Origin of the sequence: Amycolatopsis sp. AA4 (genome assembly GCF_002796545.1) — a bacterium.
GTDB lineage: Bacteria > Actinomycetota > Actinomycetes > Mycobacteriales > Pseudonocardiaceae > Amycolatopsis.
This window is the reverse complement of sequence record NZ_CP024894.1, coordinates 5,149,673-5,174,677: the sequence shown is the minus strand read 5'-3', so window position 1 is coordinate 5,174,677 and position 25,005 is coordinate 5,149,673. Positions and strand designations below refer to the sequence as shown.

At 70.0% G+C, this 25,005-nt stretch carries 25 protein-coding genes; 11 read left to right on the top strand and 14 right to left on the bottom strand.

Annotation, left to right across the window (positions count from 1 at the left end; translation table 11 throughout):
- Window positions 1–4 precede the first annotated feature (4 nt).
- Entirely contained in the window at window positions 5–1,210 is a 1,206-nt protein-coding gene (locus tag CU254_RS23975) for an acetyl-CoA C-acetyltransferase (protein ID WP_009080151.1), read from the top strand.
- Window positions 1,211–1,268: 58 nt separating this feature from the next.
- Window positions 1,269–1,916, top strand: coding sequence for a flavin reductase family protein (locus tag CU254_RS23970; protein WP_009080150.1), 648 nt, complete (start codon window positions 1,269–1,271; stop codon window positions 1,914–1,916).
- Window positions 1,917–1,944: 28 nt separating this feature from the next.
- On the opposite strand, the gene CU254_RS23965 is transcribed toward CU254_RS23970, so the two are convergent.
- A complete protein-coding gene (locus tag CU254_RS23965; protein ID WP_037714634.1) occupies window positions 1,945–3,516 on the bottom strand; it encodes an AMP-binding protein in 1,572 nt (523 codons plus the stop codon).
- A gap of 91 nt (window positions 3,517–3,607) precedes the next feature.
- Between CU254_RS23965 and CU254_RS23960 the strand changes: the two genes are divergently transcribed.
- Window positions 3,608–4,219 carry a TetR/AcrR family transcriptional regulator gene (locus tag CU254_RS23960; RefSeq protein ID WP_009080148.1) on the top strand — a complete coding sequence of 204 codons (612 nt, stop codon included), beginning with the start codon at window positions 3,608–3,610 and terminating at the stop codon, window positions 4,217–4,219.
- Between the two features lie 5 nt (window positions 4,220–4,224).
- Here CU254_RS23960 and CU254_RS23955 read toward each other — a convergent pair whose 3' ends face one another.
- Genes CU254_RS23955 through CU254_RS23925 form a run of 7 tightly spaced genes read right to left on the bottom strand, consistent with a single transcriptional unit; the run spans window position 4,225 to window position 10,353 of the window.
- Window positions 4,225–4,995, bottom strand: coding sequence for a CoA-transferase subunit beta (locus tag CU254_RS23955; RefSeq protein ID WP_009080146.1), 771 nt, complete (start codon window positions 4,993–4,995; stop codon window positions 4,225–4,227).
- Complete coding sequence (locus CU254_RS23950) at window positions 4,992–5,864, bottom strand: CoA transferase subunit A (protein ID WP_009080144.1); 873 nt, start codon at window positions 5,862–5,864, stop codon at window positions 4,992–4,994. The genes CU254_RS23955 and CU254_RS23950 overlap by 4 nt, the downstream gene beginning before the upstream one ends.
- A gap of 23 nt (window positions 5,865–5,887) precedes the next feature.
- On the bottom strand, window positions 5,888–6,319 hold the full coding sequence (locus tag CU254_RS23945; RefSeq protein WP_009080142.1) for a VOC family protein: 432 nt from the start codon (window positions 6,317–6,319) through the stop codon (window positions 5,888–5,890).
- Window positions 6,316–7,374, bottom strand: coding sequence for an acyl-CoA dehydrogenase family protein (locus CU254_RS23940; RefSeq protein ID WP_009080140.1), 1,059 nt, complete (start codon window positions 7,372–7,374; stop codon window positions 6,316–6,318). Before CU254_RS23940 ends, CU254_RS23945 begins: the two co-directional genes overlap by 4 nt.
- On the bottom strand, window positions 7,374–8,327 hold the full coding sequence (locus CU254_RS23935; protein WP_009080138.1) for an acyl-CoA dehydrogenase family protein: 954 nt from the start codon (window positions 8,325–8,327) through the stop codon (window positions 7,374–7,376). Before CU254_RS23935 ends, CU254_RS23940 begins: the two co-directional genes overlap by 1 nt.
- Window positions 8,324–9,478 carry an acyl-CoA dehydrogenase family protein gene (locus CU254_RS23930; RefSeq protein WP_009080136.1) on the bottom strand — a complete coding sequence of 385 codons (1,155 nt, stop codon included), beginning with the start codon at window positions 9,476–9,478 and terminating at the stop codon, window positions 8,324–8,326. The genes CU254_RS23935 and CU254_RS23930 overlap by 4 nt, the downstream gene beginning before the upstream one ends.
- Window positions 9,475–10,353, bottom strand: coding sequence for an enoyl-CoA hydratase (locus CU254_RS23925; protein ID WP_009080127.1), 879 nt, complete (start codon window positions 10,351–10,353; stop codon window positions 9,475–9,477). The genes CU254_RS23930 and CU254_RS23925 overlap by 4 nt, the downstream gene beginning before the upstream one ends.
- Before the next feature lie 96 nt (window positions 10,354–10,449).
- Between CU254_RS23925 and CU254_RS23920 the strand changes: the two genes are divergently transcribed.
- Genes CU254_RS23920 through CU254_RS23910 form a run of 3 tightly spaced genes read left to right on the top strand, consistent with a single transcriptional unit; the run spans window position 10,450 to window position 13,595 of the window.
- On the top strand, window positions 10,450–11,628 hold the full coding sequence (locus CU254_RS23920; protein WP_009080126.1) for an acyl-CoA dehydrogenase family protein: 1,179 nt from the start codon (window positions 10,450–10,452) through the stop codon (window positions 11,626–11,628).
- Entirely contained in the window at window positions 11,625–12,425 is an 801-nt protein-coding gene (locus CU254_RS23915) for an SDR family oxidoreductase (protein ID WP_009080125.1), read from the top strand. Before CU254_RS23920 ends, CU254_RS23915 begins: the two co-directional genes overlap by 4 nt.
- Window positions 12,426–12,443: 18 nt before the next feature.
- Window positions 12,444–13,595 (top strand): acetyl-CoA C-acetyltransferase, encoded by a 1,152-nt coding sequence (locus CU254_RS23910; protein WP_009080124.1) that lies wholly within the window; start codon window positions 12,444–12,446, stop codon window positions 13,593–13,595.
- A gap of 83 nt (window positions 13,596–13,678) precedes the next feature.
- Here CU254_RS23910 and CU254_RS23905 read toward each other — a convergent pair whose 3' ends face one another.
- Entirely contained in the window at window positions 13,679–14,737 is a 1,059-nt protein-coding gene (locus CU254_RS23905) for a nitronate monooxygenase family protein (RefSeq protein ID WP_100266856.1), read from the bottom strand.
- 16 nt (window positions 14,738–14,753) lie between these two features.
- Window positions 14,754–15,512, bottom strand: coding sequence for an enoyl-CoA hydratase family protein (locus tag CU254_RS23900; protein ID WP_009080121.1), 759 nt, complete (start codon window positions 15,510–15,512; stop codon window positions 14,754–14,756).
- A gap of 92 nt (window positions 15,513–15,604) precedes the next feature.
- Here CU254_RS23900 and CU254_RS23895 point away from each other — a divergent pair, with 92 nt between their 5' ends.
- From CU254_RS23895 to CU254_RS23885, 3 genes are all read left to right on the top strand, one after another.
- Complete coding sequence (locus tag CU254_RS23895; RefSeq protein ID WP_037714629.1) at window positions 15,605–16,513, top strand: SDR family oxidoreductase; 909 nt, start codon at window positions 15,605–15,607, stop codon at window positions 16,511–16,513.
- On the top strand, window positions 16,510–17,295 hold the full coding sequence (locus CU254_RS23890; protein WP_009080117.1) for a MaoC/PaaZ C-terminal domain-containing protein: 786 nt from the start codon (window positions 16,510–16,512) through the stop codon (window positions 17,293–17,295). Before CU254_RS23895 ends, CU254_RS23890 begins: the two co-directional genes overlap by 4 nt.
- A gap of 79 nt (window positions 17,296–17,374) precedes the next feature.
- Complete coding sequence (locus CU254_RS23885; protein WP_037714627.1) at window positions 17,375–18,985, top strand: class I adenylate-forming enzyme family protein; 1,611 nt, start codon at window positions 17,375–17,377, stop codon at window positions 18,983–18,985.
- 217 nt (window positions 18,986–19,202) lie between these two features.
- Here the strand turns inward: CU254_RS23885 and CU254_RS23880 are convergent, their stop codons facing one another.
- Together CU254_RS23880 and CU254_RS23875 are read right to left on the bottom strand one after the other, a co-directional pair.
- Window positions 19,203–19,808, bottom strand: a complete 606-nt coding sequence (locus tag CU254_RS23880; protein ID WP_037717819.1) for a TetR/AcrR family transcriptional regulator — start codon at window positions 19,806–19,808, stop codon at window positions 19,203–19,205.
- Between the two features lie 52 nt (window positions 19,809–19,860).
- Complete coding sequence (locus tag CU254_RS23875; RefSeq protein WP_009080111.1) at window positions 19,861–20,457, bottom strand: TetR/AcrR family transcriptional regulator; 597 nt, start codon at window positions 20,455–20,457, stop codon at window positions 19,861–19,863.
- Between the two features lie 61 nt (window positions 20,458–20,518).
- Here CU254_RS23875 and CU254_RS23870 point away from each other — a divergent pair, with 61 nt between their 5' ends.
- Window positions 20,519–21,394, top strand: a complete 876-nt coding sequence (locus CU254_RS23870; RefSeq protein ID WP_009080109.1) for an oxidoreductase — start codon at window positions 20,519–20,521, stop codon at window positions 21,392–21,394.
- Window positions 21,395–21,398: 4 nt separating this feature from the next.
- Here the strand turns inward: CU254_RS23870 and CU254_RS23865 are convergent, their stop codons facing one another.
- A complete protein-coding gene (locus CU254_RS23865) occupies window positions 21,399–22,253 on the bottom strand; it encodes an alpha/beta fold hydrolase (RefSeq protein ID WP_037714624.1) in 855 nt (284 codons plus the stop codon).
- Between the two features lie 81 nt (window positions 22,254–22,334).
- A complete protein-coding gene (locus CU254_RS23860) occupies window positions 22,335–22,667 on the bottom strand; it encodes a VOC family protein (protein WP_009080106.1) in 333 nt (110 codons plus the stop codon).
- A gap of 253 nt (window positions 22,668–22,920) precedes the next feature.
- Here CU254_RS23860 and CU254_RS23855 point away from each other — a divergent pair, with 253 nt between their 5' ends.
- The gene (locus CU254_RS23855) at window positions 22,921–24,540 is read left to right on the top strand and encodes an alkaline phosphatase family protein (RefSeq protein ID WP_037714622.1); all 1,620 of its coding nucleotides are present in this window, start codon (window positions 22,921–22,923) and stop codon (window positions 24,538–24,540) included.
- Window positions 24,541–25,005 lie beyond the last annotated feature (465 nt).

The following is a 25,005-nucleotide window of genomic DNA, read 5'->3' as shown; positions in this document are numbered from 1 at the left end:
TGCTGTGCCCGAAGCCGTGATCGTCTCCGCCGCCCGCTCGCCGATCGGGCGGGCGTACAAGGGCTCGCTCAAAGACCTGCGGCCGGACGACCTCGCCGCGCAGATCGTCGAAGCCGCGCTGGCCGCGGTCCCGCAGGTCGACCGGATCGACGACCTGATGCTCGGCTGCGCGCAACCGGCCGGCGAACAGGCGTACAACCTCGGCCGGATGGTCGCGCTGCGGCTCGGCCTCGACGCGGTGCCCGGCACGACTGTGCACCGCTACTGTGCGTCCTCCCTGCAGACCACGAGGATGGCGATGCACGCGATCCGCGCCGGCGAGGGCGACGTGTTCGTTTCGGCGGGTGTCGAGTGTGTTTCGCGGTTCTCCCAAGGGAAAGCCGACGGCATGCCGGACACGAAGAACCCGCTGTATGCCGACGCGATGGCGGTCACGGAAAAGCGGGCGGCGGGCGGTCTGCAGTGGACAGACCCGCGTAAGGACGGTGCGCTGCCCGACGTGTACATCGCGATGGGCGAGACCGCGGAGAACGTCGCGGACCATTGTGGAGTGTCCAGACAGGACCAGGACGCCTTCGCGGTGCGCAGCCAGAATCTCGCCGAAGCGGCGGGGGAGTTCTGGCGGAAGGACATCACGCCGGTGACCTTGCCGGACGGGAGCGTGGTGTCTGCTGACGACGGTCCGCGCGCCGGGGTGACGCTGGAGAAGATATCTCAACTCAAGCCGGTGTTCCGACCAGACGGGACGGTGACCGCGGCGAACTGCTGCCCGCTCAACGACGGGGCGGCCGCGCTCGTGGTGATGAGCGACGTCCGGGCGCGTGAGCTGGGCATCCAGCCGCTGGCGCGGATCGTCGCCACCGGGGTGTCCGCGCTGAGCCCGGAGATCATGGGGCTCGGGCCGGTCGAGGCGAGCCGGCAGGCGCTGGCGCGGGCCGGACTGTCCGTTGCGGACGTCGACCTGGTGGAGATGAACGAAGCGTTCGCCGCGCAGGTGCTGCCGTGCGTCGACCAGCTGGGCCTCGACCTCGACCGGGTCAACGTGCACGGCGGCGCGATCGCGCTGGGCCACCCGTTCGGCTCGACCGGCGCGCGGATGGCGACGACCCTGCTGCACGGCCTCCAGGCAAAAGACGCGACCTTCGGCCTGGAAACGATGTGCGCGGCGGGCGGACAGGGCATGGCGATGGTGCTGGAGCGGCTCGCCTGACCACCGGACGCGGGACGGTTCGGTGCCGGCCGAACCGTCCCGCCGCCAGGATTCGGTCATGGATTCCGTCGTGATCGACCCGCCGGTGCTCTACCCCGGCACCCCCGTCGTCCTGCTGTCCAGCGCGAACGCCGACGGGACGGCCAATCTGGCCCCGATGTCCTCGGCCTGGGTGCTCGGCCGCACCGCCGTGCTCGGTCTCGGCGCCACCGGCCACACCTTCGCCAACCTGCGCGAGCGGCCGGGCTGCGTGCTGAACTATGCGAGCGCCGAGCTGTGGCCCGCCGTCGAACGCCTGGCCGGGCTGACCGGTGCTCCCGTCGTCCCGGAGCACAAGGCCGGCCAGTTCCGCACCGAGCGGGACAAATTCGGCGCCGCCCGCCTCACCGCGGTCCCGGCCGACCTCGTCGCGGCCGCCCGGGTCGCGGAATGCCCGCTCCAGGTCGAATGCCGGGTGACCGCCGCGCGCCATCCCGGCGACCCCGCCGTCGGGATCGTCGAGGCCGAGGTGCTTCGGGTGCACGTCCATCCCGCGCTCGCCGAACCGGACCTCCGGCACATCCGCGTCGCCGCGTGGGAGCCGCTGTTCTACGTCTTCCGCCACTATGTGGGCCGGGGACCCGAACTCGGCCGGACTTTCCGCGCCACTTCCGCCCGAACACCGACCGCCTTCCCGGACCGACGGGCACGCAGCCGAGACGCTTGAGCGGGCGGCGGAGCCGTGCTCGGATCCGTCACCCGCCCAGTTCCCGCTTCACGATCTTCCCGCTGGCGTTCCTCGGCAGCTCCTCGATCGCCACGAACTCGCGCGGCACCTTGAAGTTCGCCAGCCGTTCCCGGCAGTACTCGCGCAGTGCCTCCGGGTCCAGTTCGACCCCCGACCAGAGCGTCACGTAAGCCCGGCCGACCGAGCCCATCCGGTCGTCGTCCACGCCGATCACCGCGGCTTCCACGACGTCCGGATGGGTGCTCAGCACGTTCTCCACCTCGGCCGGGTACACGTTGAACCCGCCCACGGTGAACATGTCCTTGAGCCGTCCGGTGATCTTGACGCAGCCGTGCTCGTCCAGCTGCCCGACGTCGCCGGTGTGCAGCCAGCCGTCGGCGTCGATCGCCGCGGCCGTCGCGTCCGGGTCGTCGAAGTAGCCGAGCATCACGAACTCGCCCCGGATGAGGATCTCGCCGTCGGTGCCAACCGGCACGTCCTTGCCCTCGCTGTCGACCGCGCGGATCTCCAGCCCGGCCACCGCCGGGCCCGTCGTGTGCGCGACGTGCCGCGGGTCCTCGTTCGGCCGCGACTGGGTCGCCACCACGCATTCGGTGAGCCCGTACGCCTGCGCGACCTGCTCGAAGCCGAGGATTTCCCGCATGTCCGAGAACAGGTTTTCCGGCACCGAAGCCGCGCCGGCGATCGCGAAGCGCAGCGACGACAGGTCGAACTCCGTGCGGCGCGGGTGGTTGATCAGCGTAGTGAAGATGGTCGGAGCACCGGGCAGCACTGAGATGCCAACTCGCTCGACCAGCTCCATCAACGCGACCGGGTCGAAGGTCAGCACCGGATAGATCGTCGTGCCCGCGGTGATCGCCGCGACCACTCCGGCCTTGTAACCGAAGGAGTGAAAGAACGGGTTGACGATCGCGTACTTGTCGGCCGGGGTGAGCGACGCGCCCTTCGCCCACACGTCCGCGACGCCGATCGTCTGGGCGTGCGTGCTCATCACGCCCTTGGGCACGCCGGTGGTGCCCGAGGTGTACAGAATGTCCGCCACCGTGGAAGGCGTCACCGCGGATTCGTCGACCGACGGCACCGACTCCGCCCCGGCGAGGAATTCGTTCCACGGCAAGGCAACGCCGTCTGAACCGATGTCGATCACGGTGTGCAGCCGCGGAAGCCCCGGCACGACAGAACCAGAAGCACCGGAACCAGAAGCGCCGGAACCCGGACGGGCGGCGGCCGAGGTCAGCATCCCGAGGTAGTCGTTCCCGAGAAACCCGTTGCACAGCACCAGCACCGAAGCGCCGGACCGCTCCAGCACCACCCGCGCCTCCTCGCCGCGGTACCGCGTGTTGATCGGCACCAGCGCCGCGCCGAGGCACTGCGCGCCCAGGAACGTCAGGATGAATTCCACCCGGTTCGGCGACCACACCGCGACCCGGTCGCCGGACCGGACGCCGAGCGCGGCCAGCGCCCGCGAAACGGTCCGCGCCCGCTCCCGCAATCCGGTCCAGGACAGCTGTGTCGTACCGTCGACCACAGCCGGCGCGTCGCCGTGGCGGCGGGCGGCTTCGTCGAGCAGGGCGGGCATCGTGCGAGGTGTCGACACGCGGGTCTCCTCACTGAACAAGTGCTTGTTCGGTAGCATAGGGGAAAGCAGCGGGCAGGAAGGGATCCATGCGATGACTCCGCGAACCGGCCGGGCCCCGGCCAAGAACGGCGGCACCCGGCGCGGCGAGCTGCTGGGCATCGCCGCTCAGCTGTTCGCGACCCGGGGCTACTCCCAGACCACCGTCCGCGACATCGCCGACGAGGCGGGCATCCTGTCGGGGAGCCTGTACCACCATTTCGCGTCCAAGGAGGACATGCTCCGCGAGATCCTCAAGGAGTTCATGGACGACCTGCTGGCCGCGTTCGCCGAAATCGCCGGGAAGGACGGCACGCCGCGCGAGAAGTTCGACGCGCTCGTGTACACCGCCTTCGCGACGATTCACGAGCGGCCGTTCGCGGTGGCGCTGTACCAGAACGAATCGGCCGTCGTCGGCAGCCTCGCCGATTTCGAATTCGTCGGGAAAACCTCGCTGAAGATCGAAAAACTGTGGCTCGGCGTGCTCCAGTCGGGCCGGGAGACCGGCGAGTTCCGCACCGACCTCGAGGTGAGCCTCGTGTACCGGTTCATCCGGGACACCGTCTGGACGTCGGTCCGCTGGTACAACCCGCGCGGAAAGCTCCGCCACGACGTCGTGGCGGAGCAGTACCTCGCGATGCTGTACGGCGGTTTGCTCGCCGGCTGAACGGTTCAGGGCCGGGGCTCCTTGACCTCCCGGTCCCGGGCGTTCTTCGGGTCGAGCACGGTGCGGATCAGGTCCAGCTCGTGCTCGTCCGGCACCCGCGACACCCCGGCGCCGCGGAAATCCAGCTCGAAGCCGGTGTTCGCGCGCACCTCGTCCTCGGTGACGCCCGGGTGCAGCGAACGCACCTTCAGCCGTCCGTCCTCGTCGTAGTCGAGCACCGCCAGGTCGGTCACCACGACGCCCAGGTCGTGGAACCGCAGCGCCGTCGAGGCGTGCGCGCGCGCCCGGTCGTTGCCGACGCCGGACACCACGTCCACCCGGTCCACGAACACCCGGCTCGAATGCCGGCTCACCCAGTAGTCGGTGCGGTGGTTGACCGTGTTCCCCGGCGCGCCGCGCATGCCGATGAGCTGGCGTTTCGGCTTCCGCCAGTCGCCGATCAGCGAGATGTTCTGGTTGCCGAACCGGTCGAGCTGGCTCGCGCCCATCATCGAATGCCGCCGCCCGGTGTTCAGGATGTCGAAGATCCGGCCGAACGGCGCCCAGCCCTCGACGGTCCCGCCGGCCGCGGCGGTCTTGCCCAGCGGCGGCGGGTCGGCCATGAAGTGGCATTCGCCGTCGGACAGCACCAGTTCGGGGGAGTGGGTCAGCCGGGCCAGCCGCGCGCTGATCGCCGGGACCGTGCCGACCGCGTGGGCCAGCACCTCGCCGGAACCGCGCCACGCGTCGGAACACGCGGCGACGCAGACCTCGGCGCGGGTCGCGGGGGCACTCATGCGGACTCCTTCTCGGTCGCGCGGTGGAAGGCGCGCACTGCTTCGTGGTAGCTGGCCTCGTCGCCGGTCAGGAAGGTCTCGCGGAACTGCTTCCACGAGACCTCGTCCTGCGCCGACTGGGCGTAATGCCGCTGGAACGCCTCGTCGCGGCCGTAATCCGGGTCGCACGAGGTGAAGTGCGCGCCGTTCGGGGCTTCGATCACGCCGTTCACGAACATCCGGCTGATCAGCAGCGACGTCGACCGCTCGGTGGCGGTGAGGTCCTCGGTGTCGACGATCTTCTCGACGCTCAGCAGCGTTTTCTCCGACGCCATCGCGAACAGGTCGTCGAAGTACGGGTCGGGGCCGAGGAACTGGCCGTTGCCGAGGGTGTCGCTGCGGTTGAGGTGCAGCAGCGAGACGTCCGGGCGCACCGCGGGCACCGCGATGTAGACGTCGTCGTCATACGGCGACGCGACGGTCTTCAGCTCCGGGTTCATCAGCAGCACGTCGCTCTCCAGCCCGGCCCGCGTCGGCAGGAACGACAGCCGGTTGGCGCCCGCCTTCAGCGCGGCGACGAACATGCCCTCGTCGTACTCGGTCGTCTCGACCCGGCCGCCCTCGCGCGCGGCGCGGAAATGCGGGTCGAGCGGGATCGTGTCGAGCGAGACGAACCCGTAGATCACCCGGCGCACCTTGCCCGCCGCGCACAGCAGCCCGACCTCGGGCCCGCCGAAGGTGACCAGCGTGAGGTCGTCGACGTCGCTGCGCAGCAGTTCGCGCACCATCGCCATCGGCTTGCGCCGCGACCCCCACCCGCCGATCCCGACGGTCATCCCGGACCGGACGTACTCGGTGACGCCGTCCAGGGTCATGGACTTGCCGCCCATTCGTTCCTCCATTGTTTCTCCGCTCAGGCGGGCAGTTGCACCAGTTCGACGCGGACCCGGTCCGGGTCGAGCACGTACACCGCGCGGCAGCCCGCCATCGGATGGCTCGTGACGATCGGCTCCGAGATCGCGGCGACCCCGCGTCCGCGCAACCGTTCCAGCGTCGCGTCCAGGTCGGCGACGGTGATCGCGACGTGCGCGGCGCCCGCTTGCCCGTGGTCCGGGTCGATCCGCTCCGGCGACCCGTTTTCGTACTGCAGCAGCTCGACCACCGTGTCGCCGTCGTCGGCCGACACGAAGCTCTGGCGCACGACCACGCCCGGATATCCGGTGACCTCGTCGATCCGCGGACCGCTGCGCTCGAACGGACCTTCGACGGTCCCGCGCAGCAGGTCGCGGTAGAACTCCGTCGACGCGGCGAGGTCGTGCACGGTGATTCCGACGTGGTGGATCATGCGTCGCTCCGGAGCCGGGCCCGGTGTTCGCGGGCGTCGCCGAAGAGCTGCGCCAGCGCGTGCGCCCGCTTGAAGTACAGCTGGGCGTCGTGCTCCCAGGTGATCGCGATTCCGCCGTGCAGCTGGACGGTTTCGGCCGCGACCGCGGTGAAAGCCTCGCTGCACCACGATTTCGCGTATGCCGCCTGCTGGACGACGTCGTCGCCGTTGCTGGCCGCGAATCCGGCCGCCCAGGACATCGAGCGGGCGGTTTCGACCTGGACCAGCATGTCCGCGACCCGGTGTTTCAACGCCTGGAACGACCCCAGCGGACGGCCGAACTGTTCGCGTTCCTTGAGATGTGCGACGGTTCGGTCCAAACAGGACTGTGCACCGCCGACTTGCAGCGCGGTGCACGCGATCGCGGCGAGGGCGTGCAGCCGGGGGAGCGCCTCGGTGAAGTCGGCGGCGAGCAAAGTGGCCGGGGTGTCGCGGAACTCGACCTTGGCGAACCGGAGCGTCTGGTCGACCGCTGGGGTCGCCTCGGCTGTCGCGTCGGCCTGGAACAGCGCGGGGCGTCCGTCGGCCATGGCGAGCACCAGCAGATGCGACGCCTGCGCGCCGTCCAGCACCAGCGTCGCGGTGCCGTTCAGGGTTCCGCCCGAGGCGACCACGTCCGAACCGTCGGTCCGATGCCGCCCGGCACTGTCCGCCCACGCCAGCGCGACGACCTCGCCGGCCGCGATTTCGGGAAGCAATTCGGGTGCGTCCGCCGCCAGCAATGCTTGCGCGGCAAGCACTCCCGACCCCAGCAGTGGCGACGGGGTCAGGCTAGCGCCCAGTTCTTCCAGCACGACATGCGTTTCGAACAGGCTGAACCCGGCCCCGCCGTACTCCTCGGGAATGGCCAGCGCCGCGACGCCGATCTGCTCGCACAACGCGGACCACAGCTCGGTGTCGTACCCGGACGGCGAGTCGATCGCCGCCCGCAGATCGGTCTTCGCGGCTCGCCGGGCGACCAGCCCGCGGACGGCGGCGGCGAGTTCCCGCTGTTCGTCGGTCAGCGCGAAGTGCATCAACGGCCCCTCATCAGGCTCTCCAGCACCCGCGCGCGGTGCCCGGCGGGCGTGCCCCAGCAGCCCACGAGCGCCCGGACGCGCAACAGCCACAGGCTCAGATCGCATTCGAGCGTGTAGCCGATCGCGCCGTGCAGCTGCAGTCCGGTGCGCGCGGCCAGCTGGGCGGCGTCCGACGTCGCGACCTTCGCCGCCGAGATCGCCCGGGCGCTGGGCTCGCGGGCCGCGCCGAGCAACAGCGGACGGGCGAAGTCGAGCGCCACGCGAACGTCCGCGGCGGCGTGTTTGAGCGCTTGGTACTCGCCGATCACGCGGCCGAACTGCCGTCGCTGGCCCAGGTAGGCCACGGTGTCGGCCAGCATCCGCTCGCCGCAGCCCAGCAGCTCCGCCGCGCAGGCGAGGCTGGCGAGATCGAGTGCTGCGGCGCGCTTTTCCGGGGAGAGCGGCTGAACCTCGGCACCAGCGGTGACCTCGAACAGGTGCCGGGAAGGATCGACCGACTGCCGCGAGCGGCCGATTTCCGCCCGGGCGAGCGAATCGCCGACCACGAAGACATCCGTGGCGACGTCGGCGTCCAGCGCGTACGGAGTGTCCGGCGCGCTCGCGAACGTCGCCACCGCGTCGCCGGAAGCCAGCGCGGACAGCAGCGAAGCGTCCGTGACCAGCGCGGGCGCGGCGGCGATCGACTCGATCACCGGACCCGGTACGCCGTGATATCCCAGCCGCTCGAAGGCCACGATCAGATCGACCGCGGTCCCGCCCACGCCGCCGTGGTCCTCGGGCACGCCGAGCGCGGTGACGCCCAGTTCGGCGAGCTGTTTCCACAGCTTCAGCCCGGGTTCCGGCCGCTTGGCCGCCCAGGACCGGGTGACGCCGGGGACGTCGGCCGCGCCCAGCAGGGCGTCCAGCGCTTCGGCGAACGCGCGCTGTTCGGCGGACAGCCGGAACTTCATGCCTGTGCCTTCCTGCGGTCGCCGCGGGGGAGGCCGAGCAGGCGTTCCGCGACGATGTTGCGCTGGATTTCGTTGGTGCCGGCGTAGATCGGGCCGCCGAGGGCGAACAGGTAGTCGTCGCTCCAGCGGCCGCGCAGCTCCTGGTCCGGCCCGAGCAGGTCCAGCGCCGTTTCGTGGATGCCGAGGTCGAGGCCGGTCCAGAAGAGCTTGTTCACGCTGCCCGCCGCGCCGACGTCGCCGCCGTGCTGCACGTGGTCGACGGTGTCCCAGGTGTAGAGCCGGTAGGCCTCGGCCTTGATCCACGCGTCGGCCACGCGGTCGCGCAGGTGCGGTGCTTCGGCGCCGCGCTCGGCCCAGAGGTCCAGCAGCCGGTTCGCCGCCGCGAGGAACCGGCCCGGCGAACGCAGCGACAGACCGCGTTCGTTGCCCGCCGTGCTCATCGCGACGCGCCAGCCGTCGCCGACGCCGCCGAGGACGTCCCGATCCGGCACGAAGACGTCGTCGAAGAAGATCTCGGCGAACCCGCAGTCGCCGTCGAGCTGGGCGATCGGCCGGACCGTGACGCCGTCGGAGCCGAGCGGGAACAGGAAGTACGTGAGGCCGCGGTGGCGTTCGGCGTCCGGGTCGGAGCGGAACAGGCCGAACCCCCAGTCCGCGAACGGGGCGCGGGAACTCCAGATCTTTTGTCCGTTGAGAACCCAGCCGCCGCGTTCGTCGTCGCGGACCGCGGTGCTGCGGATCCCGGCGAGGTCGCTGCCCGCCTCGGGCTCGGACCAGGCCTGTGCCCAGATCCGGGTGCCGTTCGCGGTCGCCGGCAGGTGCCGCTGGCGCTGGTCTTCGGTGCCGTGCTCGAAGATGATCGGGGCCAGCAGCGAGATGCCGTTCTGCGCGATCCGGGTCGGCGCGCCGCTGAGGTAGTACTCCTCCTCGAACAGCACCCACTCGGTCAGCGTCGCGTCGCGGCCGCCGTACTCGGCGGGCCAGGTGACCACCGACCACCGGCCCTCGGCGAGTTCGGCTTCCCATTCGCGATGCGCGCGGGCGCCGTCTTCGGTGTCCATCGACGGCAGCGGGCCGGGGCTGTTCTCCGCCAGCCAGGCGCGTGCCTCCGCGCGGAATTCCTCTTCCGCGGCGGTGAATTCCGGGCTCATGACTCTCCCGCGGCCTTCTTGTTCGCCTTCGCCATGGAACGCGCGTCGAGCCCGGCGAGCGAGTCGGTGTCCAGTTCGGCGTTGTGCGCGTGCGCGGCGTGGTGCAGGCCGAACACCGAGTCCATTCCGGACCGCATGCCCATCAGGTCCTCGGCCTGGTTGACCGCCTTCTTCGTGAGCGCGAGGCCCAGCTGCGGCATCTGCGCGATGCGCTCGGCGATCGCGAACGTGGCCTCTTCGAGTTCGGCGCGCGGCACGACGTGGTTGACCATGCCGAGCGCCTGCGCGCGTTCGGCCCCGAACCGGTCGCCGGTGTAGAGGAACTCCTTCGCCGCGCGCGGGTTCATCACCCACGGATGCGCGAAGTACTCGACGCCCGGGATGCCCATCCGCACGACCGGGTCAGAGAAGAACGCGTCGTCGGAGGCCACGATGAAATCGCACGACCACGCGAGCATCAGGCCGCCCGCGATGCACGCGCCCTGCACCATCGCGATCACCGGCTTCGGGATCTCCCGCCACCGCCGGCACATGCCGAGGTAGACCTCCGACTCGCGGGCGAACCGGGAATCGACGCCCGCCCGGTCGGTGTGGTCCCACCAGATGACCGCTTTGCGCTCGAAACTCTGGTCGACGTCGCGGCCGGGAGTGCCGATGTCGTGCCCGGCGCAGAAGTGCTTGCCGTTGCCCGCCAGCACGATCGCCTTGACGTCCGGATCGTCCACGGCCTTGGTGAACGCGGCGTCCAGCGCGTAGGTCATCTTCGAGTTCTGCGCGTTGCGGTACTGCGGGCGGTTCAGCGTGACGACCGCGACCGGACCGCGCACCTCGTAGGTCACGACCTGCTCGCCGGTGCTTTCTTCGGTTCCGCTCAACGCGCATCACTCCTTCTCGGTTCGGCGGCGATGCTACCAAACAAGTGCTTGGTTTGGTAGCGTGGCGGGACCGGCACCGGCGGACCAGGAGGACGGGTGGATCTTCGCTACACCCCCGAGGACGAGCAGTTCCGCGCGGAAGTGCGCGAGTGGCTCGCCGACCACCTCGCGGGCGAGTTCGCCGCGCTGAAGGGGCTCGGCGGGTCCGGGCGCGAGCACGAGGCGCCGCAGGAGCGGCAGGCGTGGAACCAGCACCTGGCGGCACACGGCTGGACGTGCCTCGGCTGGCCGGTCGAGCACGGCGGGCGCGGGCTGAGCCTGCTGCGGCAGGTGATCTTCCACGAGGAATACGCGCGGTCGAACGCGCCGGCGCGGGTCAATCACCTCGGCGAGGAGCTGCTCGGGCCCACGTTGATCGCGCACGGCACCGACGAGCAGCGGCGGCGGTTCCTGCCGGGGATCGTCGGGGTGACCGAGCTGTGGTGCCAGGGCTATTCCGAGCCGGGCGCCGGGTCGGACCTGGCCGGGGTGCGCACGCGGGCCCGGCTGGAGGGCGGCGAGTGGGTGATCGACGGGCAGAAGATCTGGACGTCGCTCGCTCAGCACGCGCAGTGGTGTTTCGCGGTGGTGCGCACCGAGCCGGGTTCGCGGCGGCACGCCGGGTTGTCGTATGTGCTGGTGCCGATGGACCAGCCCGGGGTCGAGGTGCGGCCGATCCGGCAGCTGACCGGGACCAGCGAGTTCAACGAGGTCTTCTTCGACGGGGCCCGGACTTCGGAGTCCCTCGTGGTGGGCGCGCCCGGGGACGGGTGGCGGGTCGCGATGGCGACGCTCGGGTTCGAGCGCGGGGTGTCGACTATCGGCCAGCAGGTCGGGTTCGCCCGGGAATTGGCCGGTGTGGTCGCTGCCGCGCGAGAGAACGGGCGTTATGACGATCCGGTGATTCGGGATCGGCTGGCGCGGGCTTCGGTCGGTCTCGAGGTGTTGCGCGTGCATGCGTTGCGGACGCTGAGTGCGTACGAGGCGGGGTCGCAGGGGCCGGAGGCTTCGGTGTCGAAGCTGTTATGGGCGCGGTGGCACCGGGAATTGGGCGAACTGGCGATGGACGTCCGCGGGGGTTCCGCATTGACTGCCGCCGGTTCTTACGAGCTCGATGCGCAGCAAACGCTTTTCTTGTTCAGCCGGGCCGACACCATTTACGGCGGTTCGGACGAAATCCAGCGCAATATCATCGCCGAGCGAGTGCTCGGCCTGCCGAGGGAGCCGCGACCGTGAGCGTCAAACCGGAACAGCCCGCGCCTGATTACGTGCCGGGGCATGGGTTGCTCGCCGAACGCGTGGTCGTCGTGACTGCCGCGGCGGGCGCGGGCATCGGAGCGGCTGTCGCCCGCCGCTGTTTGGAAGAGGGCGCTCGGGCGGTCGTGATCGGGGATACCCACGAGCGGCGGCTCGCCGAGGCGGCGGCCAAGCTGGGGGCGGAGTTCGGCGCCGGCCGGGTCGCGTCTGTGGGGTGCGACGTGACCAAGGAGAAGCAGGTCGCTGCCTTGCTGGACGCTGCCGAGCCGTTCGGCGGGGTCGAGGTCATGGTGAACAACGCCGGGCTCGGGGGTACGGCTTCGATCACCGAAATGACCGACGAGCAGTGGTCGCTGGTGCTCGATGTGACGCTGACGGGGACTTTTCGCTGTATCCGGGCGGCTTCCCGGCGGATGATCGCCCGCGGTTATCGCGGGGTGATCGTGAACAACGCTTCGGTGATCGGCTGGCGGGCGCAGGAGGGGCAGGCGCATTACGCGGCGGCCAAGGCCGGGGTGATGGCGCTGACCCGGTCCGCGGCGATGGATCTGGCTCCGTCCGGGATCCGGGTCAACGCGGTGTCGCCCAGCCTCGCGATGCATCCGTTCCTGGAGAAGGTCACCACCGCTGAACTGCTCGCTGAACTGAAGGGCCGCGAGGCGTTCGGGCGGGCCGCGGAGCCTTGGGAAGTCGCCAATGTGATGGTGTTTCTCGCTAGTGCTTATTCGTCTTATCTCACCGGTGAAGTCGTCTCGGTGAGCAGTCAGCATCCCTGATCCTGCTGGAGGATTCTCGTGCCTGAGGCATATGTGGTCGACGCGGTTCGCACTCCGGTCGGCCGTCGCGGCGGTTCGCTCGCGGGGGTGCATTCGGCTGATTTGGGGGCGCATGCGATCCGTGCGCTGATTCAGCGGACCGGGATCGACCCGGGTGCGGTGGACGATGTCGTGTTCGGGTGCTGCGACACGATCGGTTCGCAGGCCGGTGATGTCGCGCGGACTGCCTGGCTGGTGGCCGGCTACCCGGACCACGTGCCCGGGGTGACTGTCGATCGGCAGTGCGGGTCCAGTCAGCAGGCGGTGCATTTCGCGGCGCAAGGGGTGCTGTCCGGGACTGCGGACTTGATTGTGGCCGGGGGAGTGCAGAATATGTCTGCTATTCCGATTTCCTCGGCGATGGCGGTGGGGCAGCAGTTCGGGTTCAGCACGCCGTTCGCGGAGTCGCCGGGGTGGGTGGCCCGGTATGGGGACCAGGAGGTTTCGCAGTTCCGTGCCGCGCGGATGATCGCGGAGAAGTGGGGGCTTTCGCGGGCTTCTCTGGAGGAATTCGCGTTCGAGAGCCATCGGCGGGCGTTGGCGGCTATCGACGAAGGCCGGTTTTCGCGCGAGATCTCGCCGGTGGGTTCGTTTGCCGAGGACGAGGGCCCCCGGCGGGATACCACCTTGGAGAAGATGGCTGGGCTTAAGCCGCTTGAAGAGGGCAGTCCGCTTACTGCTGCGGTGGCTTCGCAGATCAGCGACGGTGCGGCGGCGTTGTTGATCGCGTCCGAGCGGGCGGTGGCGGAGCATGGGCTGACGCCGCGGGCTCGGGTGCATCACCTCAGTGTTTATGGGGCGGATCCGGTGTGGATGTTGACTGCGCCTATTCCGGCCACTCAGCGGGCTCTGGAGAAGACTGGGTTGTCGGTGGAGGACATCGATCTGTTTGAGTGCAATGAAGCGTTCGCGCCGGTGGTGCTGGCTTGGATGCGGGAGATCGGCGTGCCGCACGAGAAGGTCAATGTGAATGGGGGCGGGATCGCGTTGGGGCATCCCATCGGGGCTACCGGTGCTCGGTTGATGACTACTTTGCTGCACGAGCTGGAGCGGAGCGGGGGGCGGTTCGGGTTGCAGGTCATGTGCGAGGGGGGCGGGCAGGCCAACGTGACTGTGCTGGAGCGGCTTTAGGCTGCGGTTTTGCTCGGGGCTGGTCGTGAGGGGAACCCTGAGGGACTCAGAGTCCCTCAGGGTTCCCCTCACGGACGTGGGGCTCAGTCGAGCAGCGCGGCGGTGGCTTTCAGGCGCTCCTGTGCGGTATCCACGATCCGAGTCACCAGCTCCGCGCAGCTTGGCAGGTCCTCGATCACTCCGACCACCTGTCCGGCGGCCAGCATCCCGGCCTTCGTGTCGCCTTCCACCAGGCCCGCTTTGAGCAGCATGGGGGTGTTCGCGGCCAGCATCGTCTGCGTCCAGGTGCGGTCGCTGCCGCGTTTCATGCGGAGGCCGTCGGCGAGCAAGGACGGCCAGGACTGGCCGCTCAGCCGCTTGAAGTCCATCGTGCGGCGCAGCGTGCGGGCCATGCGTCGGACGGAGCCTTCCTTGGTCAGGCCCTCGATGAACGGGGTGCGCAGCAGGCGGTGCGGCATGCCGTCGGCTTGGGTGGTGACGACGGTGCCGTCCAGGCCGAAGCCCAGGTAGGTGCGCTTGATCTCGTCCGGCACCGCGCTGTCGCTGGTGAGCAGGAAGCGCGTGCCCATACCGATGCCAGCGGCGCCGTACGACAGTGCGGCGGCCAGGCCGCGGCCGTCGAAGAATCCTCCGGCGGCGACTACTGGGATATCAACTGCGTCGAGCACAGATGGCAGCAGCAGGGTGGTGGCGGTCGGACCGGTGTGGCCGCCGCCTTCGCCGCCTTGCATCATCACCAGGTCGGCGCCCCACGAGGCGACCTTTTCGGCGTGCCGGGCGGCGCCGACGGTGGGCATCACGACCAGGCCGTGGTCCTTGAGGCGGGCGATCAGGTCCTTTTTGGGCGCCAGCGCGAAAGATGCCACCTTGACGCCGTGCTGTATCAGCAGTTCGGCGCGTTCGGCGGCGTCGCCCGCGTCGGCGCGGAGGTTCACGCCGAAGGGCTGGTCCGTGCGCTGCTTGACTTCCTTGATGGCGTGGTCGAGTGCGTCGTAGGTCATCGTCGCGGAGGCGAGGATGCCCAGCGCGCCGGCGTTGGCGGTCGCGGAGACCAGGCGCGGGCCGGCTACCCAGCCCATGCCGGTTTGCACGATCGGGTGGGCGACGCCGGTCAGTTCGGTGAGCGGGGTGCGGAGAGGCACGGGTCTCCTCGAGGGGTCAGTCGTTCGTCGGGCGGCCGGTCGCGACGAAGGCGTCGCGGTGTTCGTCGGCGGCTCCGATGAGGTTGAGTTCGAAGGTGTAGCCCTGTTCGTAACGGTAGCTGCGGTTGACGTCGACCGGGTCGATGCCGTTGAGCGCGGCTTTGGCGGCCCGGATGACGCGCGGGTCCTTCGCGGCGACCTCGGCGGCGAGCGCGAGCGCGGCGTCGTGCAGGTCGGCGGCGGGCACGGTTTCCAGCACCGAGCCGTGCTGCACCAGGTCTTTCGCCGCGATGGTGCGGCTGGTGAAGTACAGCGTGCGCATGAGGTGCTGGGGGACCAAGCGGGCGAGGTGGGTCGCCGCGCCGAGTGCGCCGCGGTCCACCTCGGGGACGCCGAAGTACGCGTCGTCGGCGGCGATGATCGTGTCGCAGTTGCCGACCAGCCCGACGCCGCCGCCGAGGCAGAAGCCGTTCACCGCGGCGATCACCGGCACGGCGCATTCGTAGATCGCCTTGAAAGCCAGGTAACAGCCGCGGTTCGCGCCGACGAGGGCGTCGAAACCGGTGGTGCGCTGCATTTCCTTGATGTCGACGCCGGCGTTGAAGCCGCGGCCCTCGGCGCGGAGCAGGACGACGTGCACCGCCGGGTCCTCGCCCGCCTCCCGGACCGTTTCGGCGAGGCGGAACCATCCGGCGACCGGCAGGGCGTTCACCGGCGGGTAGTCCATGGTGACCACGAGGGTGCCGTTGTCGTGGAGCTGCGTGGAAATCGTCACGTGCGTTCCTAACCTAGCGATTGCTTGGTAGCCTAACACTTGCTTGGTTTACGGGGAACCGCCTCGCCGACGGGTCGACGAACGGAGATGAAGTGAGCGGGATCTTGGAAGGCCGGGTCGCGATCGTGACCGGGGCCGGCCGCGGACTCGGCCGCGAGCACGCGCTGGAACTCGCCCGCCAGGGCGCGCGCGTCGTGGTCAACGACCTCGGCACGTCGGGCGCCGGGGAAGGAGCGTCCGACGGTCCGGCCGGCGAAGTGGTCGAAGCGATCCGCGCGCTGGGCGGCGAAGCGGTGGCGAACGGCGCCGACGTCGCGAACTTCGCGGCGACGGAAGCGTTGGTGCGGCAGGCGGTCGACGAGTTCGGCGGCCTGGACATCGTCGTGAACAACGCCGGATTCGTGCGCGACCGGATGATCGTGACGACCAGCGAGCAGGAGTGGGACGCGGTCGTCGCGGTGCACCTCAAGGGGCATTTCGCGCTGATGCACCACGCCGCGGGCTACTGGCGCGCGGAGGCCAAAGCCGGGCGGACGCGGGCGGCGCGGATCATCAACACCACCTCCGGCGCGGGTCTGCAGGGCAGCGTCGGCCAGGGCAGCTACAGTGCCGCCAAGGCCGGGATCGCCGCGTTGACGCTGGTCGGAGCCGCGGAACTCGGCCGGTACGGCATCACGGTGAACGCGCTGGCCCCGGCCGCGCGGACCCGGATGACCGAAGGCCCGTTCGCGTCCCAGATGGCCGCACCGGACGAGGGGTTCGACGCGATGCACCCGGGCAACGTGTCGCCGATCGTCGCGTGGCTCGCCAGCGAGGACGCCGCGGACGTCACCGGCCGCGTGATCGAGGTTGAAGGCGGCCGGATCTGCGTGGAAAACGGCTGGAGCCACGGTCCGTCCCGCGAACTGGACCGGCGCTGGACCGCTGTCGAAGTCGGCCCGGCCGTACGCGAACTGCTGAAGGAAGCGCCCGCGCCCGAACCGGTTTACGGCGCACAGTGAACAGCCCGCTGGACTGGAAAGGCCGCGTCCTCGGCGAGCGAACCGTCGCCTACTCCGACCGCGACCCGATCCTCTACGCGCTCGCCATCGGCGCTCGGCCGGACGAACTCGACCTGGTCTTCGAGGACCGGCTTCGAGTGCTCCCGCCGTTCGCGCTGACGCTCGCCCAATGGGCCCCGGACGTCCTCGGCTCGGCCGGAGCGTTCGAGGTCGGCAACGCGGTGCACGGTTCGCAACGGCTGCGGGTGCGGAAGCCCTTGCCGCGTGCCGGGGAGATTTCCATGCAGGCCCGCGTCCCCGAGGTATGGGACAAAGGCAGCGCGGCGGTCTACGAGGTGGCCGTGGAATCGGACTACTTCGTCGCGACGTGGTCGTTGTTCTGTCCCGGTATAGGCGGCTTCGGCGGCGAACGCGGCCCTAGCCGTCCGCCCGCTTTGGACAGTCCGGAGTGGACTGCCGAACTGTCTACTGCGGACAATCAGGCGCTGCTCTACCGGCTGCTGGGGGACCGGCACCACATCCACGTCGACCCCGCGGCCGCCGCCGGAATCGGCCAGCCCCGTCCGATCCTGCACGGTTTGGCCACCCTCGGCGCGGGCGCGCTGGTCGTCGCGCGGCAGGTGGGCGCGCACCCCGCGGATTTGACGTCGCTGGAAGGCCGATTCGCCGCTCCGGTCTTCCCCGGCGAACAATTGCGGGTGGAGGGGTGGCCTGACGGCGGCCTGCGGATCACGTCGGAACGCGGCCCGGTGGTCGACGGCGGACGGGTCCACTTCGGATAACGATCCTGGTCCTCGGGGGAACCGGCACGCGGGCGGTGCGTTCGGCGGGATGTCCGATGACCACGACGGGAGGCGACCGATGACCGATCGGGACGACATCATCGCGCGGCTGACCGCGCCGGGCGCGCCATTCGAGATCCGGACGGAACCGGTCGCGGGCCGTCCGGCGAAGGTGTTCGCCCGGCGGCATCGGTGCCTGACCGAGTTGCTCGAGGCCTCGCGCGGGTTCGGCGACCGCGAGTACCTGGTCACTGTGGACAGCCGGCTCACCTTCGCCCGGCACTACGACCGGGTCGCGGCACTCGCCTCGGTGCTGCGGAACGAATACGGGGTCGGACGCGGGGACCGGGTCGCGTTGTGCGCGGCCAACTGTCCGGAGTGGATAGTCGGATTCTGGGCGGCGGTGTCGCTCGGCGCGATCGCGGTCGGGATGAACTCGATGTGGGCCGCGCCCGAGGTCGCGCACGGCCTCGACCTCACCACGCCGAAAGTCGTGCTGACCGACGCGGCCCGGACCCCGCTGGTCGCGGCTCCGGTGCTGGAGTTCGGCAGCCCCGAATACCGGGAACTCCTCGACCGGCACGAAGGCGCCCCGCTGCGGCCGGAGCCGGTCGACGAGGACGACCCGGCCGTCATCCTCTTCACGAGCGGCACTTCCGGACGTCCGAAGGGCGCGACGCATTCGCACCGCAACGTGCTCGCCGCGGTCTGGTTCCACCTGTTCAACGACGCGGTGGCGGCGGAATCCGGCCGTCCGGCGCGGGACCGCCGGTTCCTGCTGGCCACGCCGTTGTTCCACATCGCCGCCCTGCACAACCTCGCCGTCGTGCGGCTCGCGGTGGGCGATGCCGCCGTGCTGTACCAAGGGAAATTCGACATCCACCGGGTGCTGGACCTCGTGCAGGCCGAGCGGGTCACCAACTGGGGCGCGGTCCCGACGATGCTGTCCCGCCTGGTCGAAGCCGACCTCTCCGGATACGACCTCAGCGCGCTCAAGACGGTCTCGGTCAGCAGCGCGCCGTCGACCGCCGAGCTGAAAGACCGGCTGCGGGAAGCGTTGCCGGGCGCGGCCGCCTCGCTGAGCACGAATTACGGCCTGACCGAGTCGTCCACCGCGGCCACCCTCGCGACCCCCGCCGAACTCGTCGCCGACCCGGACACCGCGGGCCGTCCCGTGCCGAACATGGAAGTGCGGATCCGCGACGCCGACGGCCGCCCGGTCCCCGACGGCACCGACGGCGAGATCCACCTGCGCGGCCCGCAGGTGATGCTCGGCTACTTCAACGACCCGGCCGCGACGGCAGCCGCGTTCACCGGCGACGGCTGGTTCCGGACCGGCGACCTCGGACACCTGCGCGACGGTGCGTTGTTCGTGCTGAGCAGGCGCAGCGATCTGATCCTGCGCGGGGCGGAGAACATTTATCCGGCGGAGGTGGAGGAACAGCTCGCCGGACACCCCGGGGTCGCGGAGTGCATCGTGGCCGGACTGCCGGATCCGGACTACGGTCAGCTCGTCGCGGCGAAGGTAGTGCTCCGTGCGGAGTCCGATGTGGACGTTGAGGAACTGCGCGGATACCTCAGTGCTCGGCTCGCTCGGTACAAGGTGCCGACGGCGTGGTTTCTGACCAGGGAGGCGTTGCCGCGGAACGCGACGGGGAAGGTTGTGCGGCGGTTGGTGCGGTGGGAGTAGCGCCGGGAAGTTCGGCACGACCCCCGCGGACCTGCTGATTGGCGGCGGTGATTCCCGCTGAGAATGTCGCATTCGATCCGCTTGGCTTCAACGAATTCCTTGCCGCGAAACCGGATCTCGGTACGAAATGGCGATCTGCGGTGGTCCGGATGGCACGCGCCGAACCGGACCAGTCCGTACCGGCTGCTCACCGAGGAGGACCGGCGGAGACTGCTGATCACCGAGGCGGCAACCCCCGGGAAATCCCCGCGAACACCTCGCGCAACGTCGCCGGGACGTTCTTCTCCAAGCTCTCGTCCAGAAACCGGTTCAGCACCGTCATCATCGCCGCGATCGCGACGTCGGACACCAGTTGCGGGTACAGCTCGCCGACCCGCGTGCCGGTGCGTTCGGCGATCGCCTTCACCAGTTCGCCGGTGTCCACGCGGGCCAGCGCGGTGCGCATCTCCGGCGTCGCGCTCCACGCCTGCACCGCGCTGATCTGCTCGGACGCCGGCTGCCCGTACGGCACTCCGTCGGCGCGCAGCGGTTCGATGAGCGCTTCGGCGAGCGCGGTCCACAGCGGTTCGTCGGCCGGGCGCTTGCGCAGCAGTTCCGCGCTGAGCCGGATCCGGTGCTCCTGCCGGTAGGCGACCGCGTCGTATTTCGTGGCGAAGTAGTTGCTGAACGTCCGGAGCGACACCCCGGCGCGCTCGGCGATGTCCTCGCGGACGACGTTGTCTGGACCTCTCTCATACATCAGCGCCACTGCGGCGTCGCTCAGCGCTTTGCGCGTGTCGAGCTTCTTGCGTTCCCGCAAGCCGAGCGGTCGTTGGTCAGCCATGCCGACCACGGTATCCAATTGTCCGCCGCATTCGCCCGGCCTATCGGTTTTGTTATGGACGAGCGCCGCGCAGGAACTGCGTGACGGCGGTGTCCACGAGCCCGTCGAGCAATTCCGGCGGAACCAGGTTCCCGTTGCCGAGCGTCGCGATTCCTTGCAGCGTCGCGAACAGCACGACGCCGATCTGCTGCGGCGGGCCGTCCTGCAGCGCGCCCTGCTGCTGGCCTTCGACGATCAGGTCGTTCATCAGCGAGAACGGCGCTTCGGCGGCCTGCACGATCCGCGACGCGCCGGGGCGGTGCTTGCTCGTGTACATCAGTTCCAGCAGCGCCGAGTTCTCGGTGGCGAAGCGGGTGTACGCGGTGGCTGCGGCGCGTACGCGGCCCGGGAAGTCGTTGGCGGTCTTCAGGGCCGTTCGCAACGCGCTGTCCAGGCGGGCGAAACCGGCTTCGGCGAGGGCGTCGAGCAACGCCTGCCGATCGGGGAAGTGGCGGCGCGGCGCGGCGTGACTGACGCCGATCTCCCGGGCCAGGTCGCGCAACGACAGGCGGTCGGCCCCGTGCGCGCGCAGACCGCGTTCAGCCGCGTCGAGCAAGGCGGTGCGGAGGCTGCCGTGGTGGTAGGGGCGGTCTTCGGGCTGGTCGGGCACCCGACGAGTCTAGCAGTATGTTTCCGTTGACAACATTGTTGCCGGTGCCTACTTTGGGGACATGGACCTTCTTCCGGAAAACCAGACCGGCCGCACGGCCGTGATCACCGGCGCGAACAGCGGATTGGGCAGGGCGACAGCGGCGGCACTGGCGGCCAAGGGCGCGCGGGTGGTGCTCGCGGTGCGGAATCCGCACAGCGGCCGCGAGGTCGCCGACCAGCTGCCCGGCGACGTCGAAGTCCGGCGGCTCGACCTCGCCGACCTGGCGTCGGTCCGCGCGTTCGCCGCGGAGTTCACCGAGCCGATCGACCTGCTGATCAACAACGCCGGCATCATGATCCCGCCGCTGTCGCGCACCGCGGACGGCTTCGAATCCCAGTTCGGGACCAATCATCTCGGCCATTTCGCGCTCACGAACCTGCTGCTGCGGCAGATCCGCGGCCGGGTGGTGACCGTTTCGTCGAACGGGCACCGGGTCGGCTCGATCGATTTCGCCGACCTGAACTGGGAACGCAGGCCGTACCGGGCGACGGCGGCCTACGGGCAGTCGAAACTCGCGAACCTGCTGTTCACCGCCGAACTCCAGCGGCGGCTGACCGAAGCCGGTTCGCCGGTGCTCGCGACCGCCGCGCATCCGGGCGTGGCGGCGACGAACCTGCTGAAAGTCGAGACGCCGGTGCTCTCTTCCCTCGCGAAATTCGGCACTCGCTTGATCGCGCAAACCCCCGAGCAGGGCGCCCGGCCGACCCTTTACGCCGCTTTGGCCGACATTCCCGGGAACAGCTACGCGGGTCCGCGCAGCTTCCTGCAGAACCGCGGCGCGCCGAAACTCGTTGGCCGGTCAGCGAAAGCACGCGACATGGAGACTGCCCGTCGCTTGTGGACAGTCTCCGAAGAGCTGACCGGCGTGCGTTTCCCGCTGACGGTATCGGCCTGACGACTCAGCGCGCGCCGGTTTCGGCGAGGAACGCGGTCAGTTCCTTGGCCAGCAATTCCGGCTGATCCTCGGGAATCAGCGTGCCGCTGTCCGGGATCTCCACGAGACGGCCGTCCGGAAACAGGTCGGCGAGCCGTCGTCCGTGCTCGGCGGGCATCATCCGGTCCTTGCCCGCCCACACCACCAGGACCGGCCGCTCGAACGCCCGCAGCCGCTCCGTCCATTCGAGCAGCACGCGCCGCGGCGGGCTCCCGGTGGCGAATTTGACCATGTCCCGGCGGATTTCCTTGTCCCGCAACGCCGGGGAGAACCAGCCTTCGAGAACGTCGTCCGGGATCCGGCTTTCGCACATCCCGCCGTACGCGGCTTTGGCGTGCCGGTAAAACGAGGTCCGGGTGGCCTGGGCGTGCAGCCACGGCCCGCCGGGCAGCCGGAGCAGTTTCACGGCCGCCCGCGCGGGCTTGGGCGGGAAGTTGTCGAAGGCCTCGCACGCGACGAGCGCGAGCCGCCCGACCCGAGCGACGTGTTCGGCCGGGGCCAGTCCGTCGGCGACGAGGAATTGGCCGCCGCCCCAGTCGTTGAGCACGATTGTCGCGTCGTGGAGGTCGAGTGCGGCGAGGAATTCGCCGAGCAGCCGCGCGACGCCGAACTGGGTCAGGTCCGCGTCCGGCCGCATCGGGGCGAGGTGCGCGCCGAGCGGCAGCGTGGGCAGCAGGCAGCGATAGCCGTCCAGCAGCGGGACGACCTTGCGCCATTGCGTGCCGGACATCGGGAACCCGTGGCCGAATACCAGGGCCGGGCCGGAGCCGCCGGTGTCGGTGTAGTCGATCGGCCCGGCGGACAGTTCCACGCGCGGCATCGGACCTCCCTCGGGTTCGCGACTAGAGCGATCACTCTAGTCGCGAGAGTAGGCCGGTCCGGGCCGGGCGGTCAAGCCGCCTCACGTGCCGATGAAGACCACGCGATTCCCGTCCGGGTCGGCGAGCGGCAGGATGCGCGCGCCGCCGCCCGGCTGCGGTCCGTCGTGGGCGACGCCGGCCTTGGTCGCGTGCGCGGCGGCCGCGTCGAGATCCGTCTCCTCCAAGACGACCGTCGACCGTCCGGCCCGCTCGGGTTCGGACCACACCTGCAGGCCGAAGGTGTCGCCGAGATGCCATTCCAGCAGGCCGGGCATCGGCCGGGCGTCCGGATCGCGGTCGAACAACGCGGCGTACCACTTCTCGGCCCGCGCGAGGTCGGAGACGGTGCACTGGGCGAGTACTCGGCGGATCATGGCTTCCCCTTCGAAGCGGTTGTGATTTGCAAGCACTTCCAGGAGACCACAAGTGCTAGCGAAGTGCAAGCACTCGCGCGGACCGGCGGCCGCTATCCGCAGCCTTGAACGAATAGGGCGAATTGCGCCCGATTCGCATGCTGGTTCGCCGCCAGCGTTCATCTTGTGTTTCTCCCGCGGTTTTCCTTCGTCTTTGTGCGCGGCCTGGAATACGCCGGTCGCCGCGTCGGCGGCGGAGACGAGGAGGACATCCGTGTCGAGAATTCGTTGGCGTGCCGCGGCGGCGCTGGCCGCTGCCGCTGCGGTGGCGGCAGCCGTGCCCGCGCTGGCCGCGCCGGTGCGCACCGAGCACGTGCTGCTGCTTTCGGTCGACGGGCTTCACCAGTCGGACCTGGAGTGGTACACGCGCACTCATCCCGGGTCGGCGCTGGCCGCGCTCGTCGCGCACGGCACCGAGTACACGCACGCGAACACGCCGGTGCCGTCGGATTCGTTCCCCGGCATGGTCGGCCAGGTGACCGGCGGAAACCCGGCGACCACCGGGATCTATTACGACGCCACCTACAACCGGGCTTTGCTGCCGTCGGGCACCACGTCGTGCGCGGGCGCGAAGCCGGGGTCCACAGTGGACTACACCGAGGATCTCGACCGGAACCAGAACAGCATCGACGCCGGACAGGGCCTGCCGAACCTGCCCGACGGCGTGCTCGCGATGACCGGCGACCCGCGTTCGCTGATCGACCCCGCCGCGCTTCCGGTCGACCCGAAGACGTGCGAACCCGTTTACCCGCACCAATACCTGCGGGTGAACACCGTGTTCGAGGTCGCCCGGCAGGCCGGATTGCGCACCGCGTGGTCGGACAAGCATCCGGCGTACGAAATGCTCAGCGGTCCGTCCGGGACGGGGATCGAGGATCTCTTCACGCCGGAGATCAACAGCAAAGCACCGAATTCCGCCGACTGGACCAAGGACAACGCCGCGACCCAGCGTTACGACGGTTACAAGGCCCAGGCCGTTCTGAACGAAATCGACGGATTCGACCACAGTGGACGCACCCGTGCCGGTACGCCCGGAGTGTTCGGAATGAACTTCCAGTCCGTTTCCACGGCGCAGAAACTGCCGGTTTCCGGCGGCCAGCCCGGCGGTTACCAGGCGGACGGGACGCCCGGCCCGGTGCTGCGGTCCGCTTTGGACTCCGTGGACCGGCAGGTCGGCGCATTCGTCGCTGAACTGCGGAAACAGCACCTGGACGGCTCGACGGCCGTGGTCCTGTCCGCGAAACACGGCCAGTCGCCGATCGATCCGGCCGCGCTGACCCGGATCGACGACGCTCCGCTGCTCGCCGGGCTGAACTCGGCCTGGCGCGCCGCGCACCCGGGCGCGCCCGACCTGGTCGCCCAGTCCACCGACGACGACGCGATGCTGCTGTGGTTCACCGACCGCTCGCCGGAGGCCGCCGCGTTCGCCCGGCAGTACCTGCTGGCCCAGTCCGGCACCGGAAACGGCAGCACCGGCGCGCCGAAGCCGTTCACGCACGCGGGCTTGAGCGAGGCCTACGCCGGAGCCGACGCCGCCCGGTACTTCCACACCGCTCAGGGCGATCCGCGGGTGCCGGACCTGGTCGGCATCGCGCAGCACGGCGTCGTGTACACCGGCGGCCACTCGAAGATCGCCGAACACGGCGGCGCGGCGGCCGACGACCGCGCGGTCCCGCTGGTGGTCAGCGGCGGGCACGGCGTGCGGATCCCGGCGGCGGTCGAGACGACGCAGATCGCGCCGACGATCCTGCGCCTGCTGGATCTGGACCCGCGTGCGCTGGACGCGGTGCGCGCGGAGGGCACGCGCCCGCTGCCGGGCCTGGGCCGCGACTAGCCCGCTGGCCTCGGCCCGGCTCCCGGGAGGGCCGGGCCGAGGCCGGCAGGCATCGGTGCCGCTCAGAGGAGGCCCGGCAAGCGGCTTCAGCCGCGCACCGGCAGCGGATCCTCGCGGCCGCTGCGCGGATCTTCGCCGAGTTGGGCTAAGCGGCGGGCACGACGAATCGGATCACAGGGCGGGCGCGGGTGTCGATCGGGTCGTTGCGCTGACGGCGCGCGCCGCGAACTCGTGGACGTGGCGTCCAGAATTACCTCGACGATCCGCAACTGCTGCGCGTACAGCTCGTCTACGTGCGTGACCTGCTCGAACGGTGTCCGGAAGCGCGCGTGTCCAATGTGGACCTGGCGGCGCGGATCGTGGTGCACCCGGTGGAGCCGCTCGATCTTCCCGTGTTCGAGGGCGAGCTGACCCGGTACGCGACCGCGGGCTCCGAGCGGAGCAGCGGGTTGCGCCACACCCGGT